The 12,926-nt window shown below is 63.1% G+C and carries 11 protein-coding genes; 7 read left to right on the forward strand and 4 right to left on the reverse strand.

From position 1 onward, the window contains the following. Window positions 1-6 precede the first annotated feature (6 nt). From brxC to AC5Y30_RS01745, 3 genes are read right to left on the reverse strand one after another with little or no spacing between them, the layout of a single operon-like run. Entirely contained in the window at window positions 7-3,474 is a 3,468-nt protein-coding gene (gene brxC, locus AC5Y30_RS01735; RefSeq protein ID WP_499915751.1) for a BREX system P-loop protein BrxC, read from the reverse strand. After that, entirely contained in the window at window positions 3,471-4,031 is a 561-nt protein-coding gene (locus tag AC5Y30_RS01740) for a hypothetical protein (protein ID WP_499915754.1), read from the reverse strand. Before AC5Y30_RS01740 ends, brxC begins: the two co-directional genes overlap by 4 nt. Further along, window positions 4,028-4,741 (reverse strand): hypothetical protein, encoded by a 714-nt coding sequence (locus tag AC5Y30_RS01745; RefSeq protein ID WP_499915756.1) that lies wholly within the window; start codon window positions 4,739-4,741, stop codon window positions 4,028-4,030. Before AC5Y30_RS01745 ends, AC5Y30_RS01740 begins: the two co-directional genes overlap by 4 nt. 1,273 nt (window positions 4,742-6,014) lie before the next feature. Between AC5Y30_RS01745 and AC5Y30_RS01750 the strand changes: the two genes are divergently transcribed. The 4 genes from AC5Y30_RS01750 to AC5Y30_RS01765 all read left to right on the forward strand — a co-directional run bounded on the left by AC5Y30_RS01750 (window position 6,015) and on the right by AC5Y30_RS01765 (window position 8,468). Then, a complete protein-coding gene (locus AC5Y30_RS01750; protein WP_499915758.1) occupies window positions 6,015-6,683 on the forward strand; it encodes a C39 family peptidase in 669 nt (222 codons plus the stop codon). A 108-nt stretch (window positions 6,684-6,791) separates the two neighbouring features. Then, the gene (locus AC5Y30_RS01755; RefSeq protein ID WP_499915760.1) at window positions 6,792-7,310 is read left to right on the forward strand and encodes a carboxymuconolactone decarboxylase family protein; all 519 of its coding nucleotides are present in this window, start codon (window positions 6,792-6,794) and stop codon (window positions 7,308-7,310) included. Then, a complete protein-coding gene (locus AC5Y30_RS01760) occupies window positions 7,307-7,855 on the forward strand; it encodes a carboxymuconolactone decarboxylase family protein (protein WP_499915762.1) in 549 nt (182 codons plus the stop codon). The genes AC5Y30_RS01755 and AC5Y30_RS01760 overlap by 4 nt, the downstream gene beginning before the upstream one ends. Before the next feature lie 76 nt (window positions 7,856-7,931). Continuing rightward, the gene (locus AC5Y30_RS01765) at window positions 7,932-8,468 is read left to right on the forward strand and encodes a TetR/AcrR family transcriptional regulator (protein ID WP_499916722.1); all 537 of its coding nucleotides are present in this window, start codon (window positions 7,932-7,934) and stop codon (window positions 8,466-8,468) included. Here the strand turns inward: AC5Y30_RS01765 and AC5Y30_RS01770 are convergent. Continuing rightward, window positions 8,448-9,617 carry an acyl-CoA dehydrogenase family protein gene (locus AC5Y30_RS01770; protein ID WP_499915764.1) on the reverse strand — a complete coding sequence of 390 codons (1,170 nt, stop codon included), beginning with the start codon at window positions 9,615-9,617 and terminating at the stop codon, window positions 8,448-8,450. The two genes, AC5Y30_RS01765 and AC5Y30_RS01770, sit on opposite strands and share 21 nt — an antisense overlap. 217 nt (window positions 9,618-9,834) lie before the next feature. Between AC5Y30_RS01770 and AC5Y30_RS01775 the strand changes: the two genes are divergently transcribed. The 3 genes from AC5Y30_RS01775 to AC5Y30_RS01785 all read left to right on the forward strand — a co-directional run bounded on the left by AC5Y30_RS01775 (window position 9,835) and on the right by AC5Y30_RS01785 (window position 12,909). Then, a complete protein-coding gene (locus tag AC5Y30_RS01775) occupies window positions 9,835-11,091 on the forward strand; it encodes a condensation domain-containing protein (RefSeq protein WP_499915766.1) in 1,257 nt (418 codons plus the stop codon). Between the two features lie 16 nt (window positions 11,092-11,107). Further along, window positions 11,108-11,887 carry an Rv3717 family N-acetylmuramoyl-L-alanine amidase gene (locus tag AC5Y30_RS01780; protein ID WP_499915768.1) on the forward strand — a complete coding sequence of 260 codons (780 nt, stop codon included), beginning with the start codon at window positions 11,108-11,110 and terminating at the stop codon, window positions 11,885-11,887. A gap of 362 nt (window positions 11,888-12,249) precedes the next feature. After that, on the forward strand, window positions 12,250-12,909 hold the full coding sequence (locus tag AC5Y30_RS01785) for a DUF4190 domain-containing protein (protein ID WP_499915770.1): 660 nt from the start codon (window positions 12,250-12,252) through the stop codon (window positions 12,907-12,909). Window positions 12,910-12,926: the final 17 nt, after the last annotated feature.

A 12,926-nucleotide genomic window follows, 5' to 3' on the forward strand; every position in this document is an offset into this window, starting at 1 on the left:
CGCGCCTCAGATAATGACTGTCTTGTTTGCATCGAGGTGCGGCCTTATCCGATTACGGACGTCGTCAACGTAGGCCTCGAGGTCCTCTGTCGTTCGGATCGTTGCTGACGGCGGCGTCACCGAAATGCTTTCCGGCTCAAGCTGTTTTGCCGCGCGAAGACGTGCTTGGTCTCTGCGGCCTGGTATAAGGCTGATGCGATCGTTCCATGATCGGAGTGGCGTGTCATCGAGCACTCGCAATAACTCATCGTTCGATGTCGCCCTCGGACTATCCACAAAATTCAAACCGGAGTCCTCAAGTATCGAGGCCCGATCAGCAGGACTCAGCTCCGCCCAACCGTCCCACGCCTCAAGTTCGGCTATGGCAGTTTGGCGTGCTGCGCCGAGATCGACTGCTAATCGCTCCAATTCTGCACGGAGGGCGCTGGTGACCATTGCAACCAGCGGTGTGACGGGATCAGGGTCATCGAGGAGCTGCCGCGCTTCTGCGATGGCATTGATCGCAGGCGCAATGTCGGCCGCCAGGCCCAGGCCCTCAGCATGCCGAACTAAACGTTGGAGTTCATGCCAGACGGCTTCCCGCTTCTTGCGCTGCTGAGCTCGAGCCTGCCACTGTGCTAACCGTGTACTGAGCTGTTCATGCTCGTCTGCAACTGTTCGGAACCGCTGGTTCCCCGACAAAGCCAACAACGCGTCGATGTGGTCTGTAGCGGGCCGTTGTGGAAGCGGTGGCTCCCCTCCACATTGAGCAGCGAGGTCTTTGAGGTGCTGCAGCAGCGCGGGGATCTGTGCGCCTTCCTGCCCCGACTCATACGGAATCGTAGCGGCCGTCAGCAACCCCTTCACGGCTAGGCGCTGAGCGACTGACGGCGGTTCATCCTCCTTAAAGAAAATTACCTTGGTGATTTGACTTGGCTGAACTTCTCGCGGTCCCGCTAGATCCTTACCTTCCAACGCAGCGCGAATATTGCCAGCTCCGAGAAGAGTAAGTAAAGCGCCGTTTACCGCGTCCCGCGGCCATCCGAAACGAGGAGCAGCGAATCTTCGGTGGAGATCAACACCCTTGGATCCGCTCGGAGTAATCGCCGCCAATACTTCCTTGCAGACCGGGTTGGCAGCGGGTTCGCCGTGGTAACCAACCTCCTCTAGCGCGTCGGGAGCGCCGTCGCGCGCTTTGGTCACGACCTTGCCCCAGTTGGCGTTGTCAGCGATGCCGAACTTCGGAAAGAGCCTTACCAGCGAGCGATTGGCGGCCACTTCGACGCCGTCACGCAACGATGACGTTGTGACTTCAGCGCCGCCGCCCTGGTAGACACGGGCACGCGCTACCACCGATTGGAAAAGGCTTGTTAGGCGTTGCTCATCAGAGGCCAGGCGTGTCCTCATTGCTTGTTGAGCTGCGCGACCTTCATCGGTTTGTGGCGTGGGTCTACGTAATGTGTCGTCGGCCGCGGCGTAACTTGCGAGGACGTCCTTAATCTGAGCTGCGTCGTGTTTAGGGAGCAATACGAAGATGGTAGGACTCTCATCGCCCGCCTCGGCAGCCGACGTCCGCACAGCGGACTCGGTCACGGACCATTCATCGCGGATCCAGACTGGCACGTCGCCGTCATCTGCGGATGGTTCCGCTTGACCCCAATGGGTGTGGATCACCCTAGGCGCCTTGCTAACACCTTGGACTAGCTTGAGCCCAGAGAGCGCCGACTCAACGGCTACACCCAGGCGCTCGACACGTAATTGGCTAACACGAGCAGCGTCATCCCGAACGGCAGCGAGACGACCACGGTAATCTTTCTCCCACTCAGCACCCTCTTCCGTTTGAAGATGGTATTCCTCTCCCGTCCACATAAGTCGGCCTTCTGCTACAAGTTCGTCGAGAAGTTCGGGAACTCGCTTGTGGAGCCGAGCACGATCGTTCGTGAGATCTTCCACCAACAGATCAGTAAGGAGTGGAGCCGTCGCTCGCAGCCCTGTCTCCCCGCTCACCGTGCGACTCGGGATCTGTGTGATGAGGAAAACAAGTGAGCAAATGCGGGCTTTGAGTTCGCCATCTTTGCCGGTTGTGCGCATCCCGGCGATGAGTTCGTCTACTTCTTTCAAAAGCACGCCTGACTGCAGCATGCCGGGAGATTGCTCTTTGTATAGGAAGTCGGCGCCGACTACGTTTCCGATCGGTGAGTTCGCAACTTCAGCTGCCGCCTCGTGCACGATCCGGAGCTGAGTGCGAAGCACGCCAGCTTTGCCTGCACGGTCGATCGCCCGCAGGGCCAATTCCCAAAATCGTCGGCGTGTGGGTAGGAGCGGATAGTCCGCGACGAGAACGGACTTGTCCGCTGCTTTTGCGGCGAGTTGTGTTCCGCCAAGCTGCTGGTCGATCTCCCCACTGACATCTTCTAGAGTGGATTTCAATTCGGAGATGTGTTCCGGCTTCTTACGGAGGACGACTTCTCGAACCACTGACTCAACATCAGTGTCTGACAGCGCAATTGGGACGGTGAATCGATCGGTTAGCTTCTGCAGTGTTGGCGTCGCCGTTAGAGCGCTCTGGCCAGTCGCGACTACTAGAATCTGGCTTCCGAATCGTTCCGAGCACCCTTCAACAATATTCTGAACGGTCAGAGCCTTCTCGTTGTCGTCGCCAATATATTGTTGCATCTCGTCGAGTACGACAAGCGTAAGTGGCAGTCTGTCAGCTGTGGCCGACTGCAGCCGCAGGGCGTCGTCGATGACATCGAACGTTTGGTCATCGGTGATGTCTCTGGTAGTCGGCGGGAACTGGGTCTTGAGAAGATCCCTCACATCTTTGATCGAATCCCCAAGGCTGGAGTCGACTTCGAGCAGCGCTTGAGCAATTATCGGTGAGACATACAGGTCATGGATCTCCTTGGCGTACGTCCGCCCCGCGGCTTCGACGGCAGCTCGGACGGAGTCGAGGTACCCGTTCTCGCTGGCCCAGAGAGTGAACCTCGCCCGCGCATATTCCTCGGGTAAACCAGCGCTTTCAAACAATACGGACAGAAAAGCAAGGCGCGCTGCATTGCTCTTCCCTGCAGCCAAGGTGCCTGCAGCGGACCATAATCCGCCGTATCGCTTGCCGACTGCGCTTAGTTCAGTCAGGTGATCGCGGATGTCGTCAGATATCGTCACGAGGTCGCGTGCACGCTCGCCGCCTGGCAGTTCGACGTCGCGCCATAGGTATTCGAACACTCTGACCAAGTGTGATTTTCCGCTACCGTAGAAGCCGCTCACCCACACTGCAGGCTGCTTGGGCTGGCTCAAATTCCTAAGGAAGCTACCCAAGATGCGTTCCAAGCCACGAGCATACTGACCGTCGCACACGAAGCTCTTTAGTTCCCAACGGAGTACGTCCCATTGCTGTTCGGTTTCGGGGCGGACCACCTTCGCGACTCCGTCGTTGGGAATCTTGGCCTCGGTAGGATCTTGTAAGAAGATTTGCTTATTTGTGACTGTCATGAAGCACTTCCATTCGCAGTGATCGGGATTGCCATGTAGTCCCATCCGTCTCGGGCGTCAAGTAGCCTGTAGTTGTTGCCTTCGTGTTGGCCGGGAAAGAAAACCAGCAGCCGTCCAACGATTGCGTCGTTGACGGCATTAAGCAACGCCGAAATCTTCACGACATCACCGAGACCAAACAGGGCCCCGGCGCCGAGCAGCGCCGCAACGCCGTCTTTCGCGGCGTAAGCCGTTAAATGCCCGCGGACTGTAGTCGCCAGTTCGTCGAAGAATGCTGGCATCGCGGTTTCGAGGAGATCGGGATCCTCAAAGTAGGCATCGCGATAGGCATGCGCGCCCATCCAGCGTTCGAATGATGTCGTTATATCGATGAGGTTCCAACTGTGTTGGCTTTCTGTGGTGACCGCCTTGAACGCCGGAAGATGCAATCGGAGCCGACGTTCGTACTCGGGCGGATAGATGACCATCCACACCCGCTGCGGCGGAGCTAGGTTCTGCTGCCAAGGGAGGGAAACGGTTCGGCGGTACGCCGACAGGAGGTCATCGATGTAGCTCAATCGACGGCCCCCAATTCGGCATCGAATGGGCGGAGCAGCCTGCCGAAGCTCACCTCTAAGACACCGCCGGCATGGCGAAACTCGATCATACTTAATTGCGACGCCGTTGCGGCCAGCTCGACGAGTTGCGACGTGGGGCGATCGAGGAGCCTGGACCACAGCGTTGCGAAGAGGGCTTGCCCGCGGTGTCCCTCCAGATGCCCTAACATCAGAGCATAAGCAACGGCGGTAGGCGTACACGTAGCTCGTGCTCGGATCTTTCTGTTCCGTGCCTCCTTTACGAGATGCCCCGACTGCTCCCAAGACGAATAAACGTTCCGACCGACCTTCTGACGAATGCTCGTCTTGTAAATGGCCGGAAAGGATTGCTCGATGGCTCGCTCGAACGAGCCTCGTTGCACCTCGGAGCCGACCTCAGACGCCAGGATGACCGACGACGATGCTCGCAACAGCCGGTCTCGTCCAATCGCGCACAACAACGCCAACAAGGGCCGGCCTTCCACCCCGTAGTGCCAAAGGTCTCGCAACGCCCGAAAAAGAAGGTTTGATGGATCGAGCGCATACAATTCACGCAACTGACGAAACACGCGTTTGCGTCCGCTATCGGTTTCTTTGCCGAGAACGTTGTCATCAACGACGGCTGACCGGTAGTCCAGGGCGGAGGAGGCTGCCGGTAGTAGCGACAAAAGCGCCTCCAGGCTTGGCAGCAAGATCGTCTGACTTATGCTCGGGCCCCCGGGCACGTCTGCGGCAGCTATCTCAGAGACATGGGCAGCCGCCACCATGTCAGCACTGGCCGCCAAAGCTTAACCTCCGGTTCCTCCCCAAGCGCTCAGCCGATCCACGAGCGGCCTCGATGCGGCACCGCAGACACACAGCGCAATTACTTGCCGCAACTTTAGGCCAAGACGCCGACACGGGTGACTAGGTTGGAGATCGTCAGAAGGAAATCTGCCGCGTTCGGCAGTTCTGTCTAGTGACACGGTCGCGAAGGCGACGGTTTGGGTCAGCAAGGGCGACTAAGGCGCACAAGTGGGGGGTGGAGTTCTCGACCTTGGATCGGGCCGCAACACGGACGTTGTCGAGGCACACGTCGACGTCGCCACGGGTCGCCCTGACGTCGTCATCGATCCCGACCGACCCGCCCGGGGTCGATCATGTCGGCGACAATAGCGACGGCAGACCGCGCCGACCGACGACCTCACCGACCATGCGGGCCGCACGCTGCATGTGGGTAGCAATGCAGGCCACCGAGGCGCCCGCTCCGGCCAGTGCGAACGACGCGAATCAGCCATGGCCCCCGAGCTTAGGGATGTACGCGCATCCGACGTAACTGCACGCTTGTAGGCTGGTCCAAATCGACTACGCCGACGTCCCGTGCGCCAGCCAGTCAGGCGCTCGGCTGGCCATCGACGATCGTATTGCTTGAGTATTAAAGCGATCTCGATGCAGTCACAACTCATACATGCAGTCCGCAGCGTCACCGCAGTCAGCATACCGATGACGAAGCGAGCGTCCTGAGCAAGTGGACGATTCGCACAAGATGCAGTCGCCGCTCGAGTGCACCGGCCGGGTCACCACGCGACGTCGGCTGGAGCGCCGCTGTGGGCCTAACGGCGGCGAGCACGTCGTCAAGGTGCTCGCCGGTCTGGACGTGACGTTGGGCGACAGCGGCGCCTGCGGCGTCAACAACGCGTTGGTGATTGACTGCCGTCGGTCTGGACAAAGTGAGCTGAGTTTCTCGGGGCGCCACGTTGTGCGAAGGAACCTACGAAAGCGCACCGTATCAGCGAGTTCGCACTGGTCGTCGGGGCGCTCGTCGTGCCCGAACAGTCTGGGGCCCAACCGCTACCAGCTTGATCTCATGGCATACCTGTCCGCGTGTCGGTACGGAATTTCGCCGACTTTCTGTCAATCTCCGTCCAGGGCCCCAACCTGATTTCACATCTGCACGCCGTCGCGGCGGCCCCGGAGCGGACACCCATGACGAGCACCTCGCGGGCAAAGGTCGCCGCACGAACGGTCGGCCGGGTCGTTTTGTTGTCCGCCACCATTGCAGCGTCGCCGGTGATATTGGCTGCTGGGGTGCATGCCAACCCGGGCGCTCCTGTCCCCGACGCCGATCATGAATTGGGAATGTATGGCGATCCCGTCGCCGCCGCGCCCTACTGGCGCGAGCAACACGCTTCCGACTGTGGGGAAATGGCAGTGGCCGATGTGGTCGGCCAGATCACGGGACGCGAGCCGACAGAGCAGCAGATGATCACTTTGGCCGAAAACACACCGAGCACAACGGGGCATGGGCCGATCTGGACGCCCGCGGGCACCACCAATATCGCCGACCTTCCAGTACTGCTGTGGCACTACTGGATCAGAGCCGACAACATTCAGACCGATACCGACGTTGTGGCGCGCAAGCTGGCGGGAAACCACAAGGTCATCGCGATCCTCAATGCCGAGACAATTTGGAACCGACCCCGGAAGCGGAACTCTGCGAACCACTTCGTGGTGGTCACCGGCATTGACAGCAAGGCCGGGGTGGTGCATCTCAACGACAGCGGTATCAGTACCGGCCGCGACGAGCAGGTTCCGATCGCCGTCTTCGAGCGGGCGTGGGCCCCAAACTACAACTCGGCTATCGTGACCAAGTGATTGGTCGGCGATCCCGAAAGCGAAAATAACCTGCAGTCAAACGCAATCGCCGGCGTTACATCCAAATCGTTCGAGGAGTCATTCCTTGACGAGAAAGGGCCTCGGCGGATGGCGCGAATGCCCCTGGTCAAAGCAGACGACCAACCGGAACAGATCCGGCAGCTGCTGACCCGCCTCAACACCCTCGATGTGCTTCGACTAATCGCCAACGCCCCCAACATATTCGAGAGCTGGGCACAGATGGCCGGCCAGCTCTTCGAAAGCCCCACCTTCACCCCGCGGATGCGCGAAATCATCATCCTGCGGGTGGCCCACATGCAGGACTCGCCCTATGAACTCGCCCAGCACGTGGGATTCGGCCGCAAAGCCGGACTCAACGAAACACAAATCGACGCCCTACAAAACAAAGCCGACCTGGACGCGGCCGGATTCAGCCCAGACGAGCGCACCGTCATCGACACCATCACCGAACTGTGCGCCACCCGCCGACTCAGCGACGCCACCTTCGCCACCGCCCACGCCCTGCTCGGCGACGAGGCGCTCACCGAACTGCTGATGATCGTCAGCTGCTACTACGGCCTGGCGCTGGTGCTCAACGCCGTCGACCTCGACATCGACGCGACATGACCCGCATCCCGTATCGCCAACCGGAAGACATGACCGAACTCGCCCGCGAATTGACCGCGCGGCGCGGCAATCTCAACGTCTATCGCGCACTGGCCAACGCCGAGAAGGTGTTCAGCGGCTGGATGCTGGCCGGCGACGCCGCCCTGAGCAGCCCGGTGCTGCCGCGAAGGCTTCGCGAACTGATCGTGCTGCGCACCGCCTATCTCATGGACTGCGCCTACGAACTCGGCCAGCACCGAGACGTCGCACAGACGGTCGGACTCGACACCGCCACCATCGACGCCATCACCTCCGAGTCCGACTGGCAAACCGGACAATTCGACCCCACCGAGCTTGCGGTGCTGCGACTGACGACCGAACTGGTGACCACCCGCCACGTCGCGGCCCCACTCTTCGACCAGGTCCACGCGGCCCTCGGCTCGGAGGCCACCATGGAAGCGTTGATGGTGATTAACCGATATGCGGGCCTGGCGCTGATGCTCAACGCGCTCGACGTCGACCTCGATGACACCGCCCGACTCCCGATTCCGCCGACGAGCCGGTAACGCCTCCCGTAATCTGCATGGTGTGGTGGTGCGAAAGCAGCCCTCGACCCGCCTGTCAGCCGAAGACTGGCTCGAGGTGGGCTACACGGTGCTCGCCGAAGAGGGGGTGCGCGCACTCAAAGTCGAACGCCTCTGCCAGCAGGCGGGCGTCACCCGCGGCAGCTTCTACTGGCACTTCGAGGACATCGAAAACTATCGGACCGCGCTGATCGAGTCGTGGAACAACTTCCTCGAACGCGACCGCCAGGCGCTCTCCGAGCTCGACGCGCTGCCGCCCCGGGAACGCCTGTCGGCCCTGACCCAAACCCTGGTCAGCCCGCAATACTGGATGCTCGAGCGGGCAATGCGCGAATGGGCCCGCTTGGATCCGGTGGCCGCCGAAAACATCCGCGCCACTGACCGGCTCCTACTACGAACCGTGATAAAGGCTTACCGCGACTACGGTTTCAGCGGCGAGGACGCGAAGCTGCGCGCCGAACTGACCTTCGCGGCGGGAATCGGACTGCTGCACCTCACCAGCTCGGCCGAAGAGGCCCAATCGGTGGCTCAACGAGAACGGTTCCTGGCCCTGATGCTGGGCGAGACCGCCGGCTCAGATCATGGCGATGGGTGAGATCTTCGCGCCAATCGCCAAGGCGCCGGCCAACTCTCGACTGGTGTCGTAGTCGAACACGACGTGCCCCGCGGCGATGTCCACATCGCGCTTAGCCCGCTGCATAGGGCTCGACAGGAAGTGCACACTGGCGCCGGACGCCTCCATGAGATCGGCGATGATCGCCCGACTTTCGTGCACGGTGCGCGCGGCCGCCAGGCGCGCGTCGGCCCGCACCGATCGGCTCACCCATTCCCCGCTCACCACGATCGCCTCGATGTCGTCGGCCGTCTTGTCGACCAAGGCCCGCAGCGAGCTCAGCCGCACCCGGGCCTCGCCCAGCCGGATCTGCGCGGCGGGCTGATCTTTTTGCGCCACCCCGCTGTACGCCAGCACCCGCCCGCTGAGCCGCTCGGCGAAGAGTTCGGTCACCCGCTCCGCGGCGCCTAGCACGGGCATGGACGCCGTCAGCGCCAGCGCCGGGACCAGCGGCCACCGGTACGTCGGGACGCCGTGCTCGCGCGCGCCCGGCGCCGTCCCGCCGTAGATGTCGGCCACGGCGACCAATCGATGCTCGGGCACCAGGGCGTCGGTGATGACGAGATCGTGCGAGCCGGTGCCGCGCATGCCGGCCGTGTGCCAGGTGTCGACGACCTCGACCTGCTCGGCGGGCACCACGGCCAACGCCGGATCGATCCGGTCCTGCCGTTCGACGAGCGCGCCGACGATCACCCAGTCGGCATCCATCGCGCCCGTCGCCCAGGACCACCTACCGGTCAGGCGCACCCCGCCGTCAGCCGGAGCGGCACGGCCGGTGGGAGCCAGGGGAGCCGGCGCCAGCACGGGTCCCGACTCGAAGACCTCGTCCTGAACGCGCGGATCGAACAGCGACAGCAGCCAGTTGTGCAGCGCGTAGAAACCCAACGTCCAGGCGCTCGACGCGCAGCCGTGCGCCATTCGTCGAATCGGTTGCAGCAGTTCGGGAAACGGGGCCTGGATGCCGCCGAACCGGGCGGGCAGCAGCAACCGGAACAGATCGGTCTGCCGGAAGTCGCTGATCGTCGCCGCGGGCAGGCGCCGAAATCGCTCGGCCTCGTCGGCGCGATCGGCCAGCCGCGCAACGAATTCATCGGTGACGCCGTGCAGCGGGCGGCTTTCAACCACGGACATGCCGAAGACCATAACATACTATTTAGTATGGCGATATCCAGCGGTGTGCGCCGGCGTTGCGGTTGACGCGCGCAAGTCGGCGCGATGTCGCGATGTGTGGGAAACGTGGCTCATCCAAGGGGGCCGGGGGCCAAGGGGGCGGCAGGAGACTTGAACCGATTCGGCCGGGAGACCGTCTGCATTGTGTCGCAGTGCTTTTCCGGCGTTTGGAGGTTCGGTGATCGTCAACAGTCCGCAGCACGACCATGCAACTCTCGTTCGCCCCCTCGGAGCCGCGGAGCGGCTCTTCTACCGGTACAGCGAGCGCAACCCCGCTCACTTCTCGATCGTGGCGGAATTCGGCGAGGCGCTCCACGCGGACAACCTGCGTACCGCCCTGGCCGCCGTCCAGCGACGGCATCCGCTGCTGTCGGTACACGTGGAGGACCGGCCCGGCATCCGCCTGGGCTTCTACCGTGCGGCGACCGTCGCGCCCATCGAGCTGACCGTCCGAAGCGATCCGGAACTGGCGTGGCGGGCTGCCGCGGCCGAGGAGCTGCGCCGACCGTTCGACCGGTCGCGTGCGCCACTGATGCGTGCCTCGTTGCTGCAGGGCCCGTCGCGTAGCGCGTTGTTGCTCACGTTCGACCATACGATGGCCGACGGAATCAGTTCCATCGTCGTGCTCACCGACCTGCTCTCCGCGCTCAACGGACGCACCATGACGAGTTCGCCTGTGCCACAAGCCCAAGAGGACCTGATCGCCAACACGCTCGCGGCCGGCCCGCTGGACCCCACCGCGCTATCGGGCGATCCGAGAATGAGCGAGCCCAGCACCATCCGTCCGTTCGACGGTGCCTTGACCAACGTGCGCAAAATGGCCATGACCCACGCGGACACCGCGGCACTGGTGCGGCGTTGCCGCGCGGAAAGCACCACGGTGCACGCGGCGCTGGTGGCGGCGATGTGCCGAGTGCGCGCCACCGACCGCGGGGCGGAGTTCGTCCGCGTCCTCCACCCCATCAACGTGCGGCCGATTCTCGGAATCGAGGGGGGCTGCGCCATGCGTATCGTGCCGACCGCGACGGGGCACGCACCGTGGGACGGGACACCGTTCTGGGAGCAGGCCCGCGCGATGACCGCACATCTGAAGGTCGCCCGGTCGGCCTCCGGAATCCGCACCAGCTCAATGGCGCTCGAGCAGATGATCACCATCGACGCCGACACCGACGATGCGGAGGCGCTTTTCAGCCGGATCAGCCCGTGGGACATCATGGTCACCAACCTCGGTGTGCAAAACCTCGGCGGCGCAAGCCCTTTGCGCCCGACGGCGGTGTGGGGACCGGTGGTGCTCAGCCAGACCGACGGCGAGTATCTGACCGGAGTTACCACTTACCAGGGCAGGCTGAGGATGGTGACGTGTGGCTACAGCGTGCCGGCCACCTTCCTGAAGTGTGTGGGTGATGCCCTGATGGCTGCCGTCGAAGAGCCCTGATTGCTACCATCGCGCGGTGAGTGACCGCCCCGGTGCCTCGCGATCGATGACACGCCGCGGCGTCCTGAGAATCGCCGGTCTGATGCCGGCGATCGGCGCCGCGGGAGCGTTGCTGCCCGTCCCGCGGGCAAGGGCCGGCGTGGCCGGGACGTCGGTTTTCCTCGACCCGGGCCACAACGCCGTCAACGACGCCTCGATCAACCAGCAGGTGCCCAACGGACGCGGCGGCACCAAACCCTGCCAAACCTCGGGCGCCGCCGCCGACGACGGGTATCCCGAGCACGCGTTCACCTGGGCGGTGGTGGGGCTGATCAACGACTCGCTGAACCAACTGGGCGTGCGTACCCAGCTGTCGCGCGACAGCGACAGCGGCGTCGGCCCCTGCATCGACCAACGCGCGGCCGCGGCCAACGCCATGCACCCGGACGCGATCGTGAGCATCCACGCCGACGGCGGGCCCGCATCCGGCAGTGGATTCCACGTCAACTACTCCAGCCCACCCCTGAACGACGTCCAATCCGGGCCCGCCGTGCAGCTGGCCCACGCGATGCGGGATGCCTTGGTCCAGTCCGGTTTACAGCCGGCCAGCTACATCGGCTTGGACGGCCTCTACGGCCGCGACGACCTCGCCGGGCTGAACCTGGCCCAGTACCCCGCGGTGCTGGTCGAACTGGGCAACATGAAAAACGCCGGTGACTTGGCGCGAATGGAAAGTCCGGACGGTCGGGCGAAATATGCCGCCGCGGTCACCCAGGGGATAGTCGCCTTTCTGAACTCCAAAGCCCCGACCGGTTAGCGCGAGCTAATTACCCGACGCGCTTCGAACGTCCGGCAGCTAACTTACGCGACGGGCTGGGCTCAGCCACGGGGCAACGCAGTTAACTTCGATGCCGACCTTATAGCGAACGTCGCGTCACAACCTAAATTGCGCGGGTGTGCGGCGCGCCACTATATATAGCAGTACCGAAGGGTGCTTCTCGTGGAAAAAGAGTGCGTCGTGCCTGCACCGACTATGTTGATTTGTTGCGGTGGGACGTCACGAATTTCAAGGCATGTGGTGACGGTGAACGCCGCCGACTGGGCGCGTCGACCGGGAATGGGATGGCGATTGATGAGGGGGATGGGTGACCAGCTCCGGCCCAGCATCGAGGGGCGCCGATGACGTATAGCGGTTACCAGGATCCGTTCGGCGGCGATCCGTTCGGGGGGCAGGGGTCCTCGTTCGGCCAGAACCAGCCGGGTCATCCGTCCGCAGGATCCGGGTCCTTCCCGTCCGGGCCGAAAGTCAACACGTTGGCCACGCTGTCGGCCATCTTCGCGTTCGTCTTCGCGCCGGCCGGTGCCGCGCTGGGTCACGTGGCCCTGTCCCAGATCCGCCAACGCCACGAGCGCGGCCGCGACCGCGCCATCTTCGGGCTGACGGCCTCGTACCTTTTCATCGTGCTCGCGGTCGGCGCGCTGGCGGTGTGGCTGGTCACCAGCGGCGGATCGGATTCGAACACGGTCAAGACGGCGGCTCCCAGCCCGTACGTGCCGCCGACCCCGCCGCGCACCACGGTGATCACGGCCCCGCCCGCGCAGCGCCCGAGCGTCTCCGTCGGCGACCTGCACGTGGGTGACTGCATCGAGGTCCAGCAGAACAAGCCGGACCCGTCGGAGAAGGCGGACTTCATCACCATCTACCCGGTCAGGTGCGAGGTGCGCGAAGGCGTGCTGCAGGTGACCCAGCTGCTGTCCAACGACTCCTGCAAGACCCCCACGACGTTGTGGAACAAGACCAAGACCGTGTACGCCTGCATCGTTGACTTCAAGGGTTGAGATGGGGCCGCACAGCT

The organism is Mycobacterium sp. NGS27, from assembly GCF_059813005.1.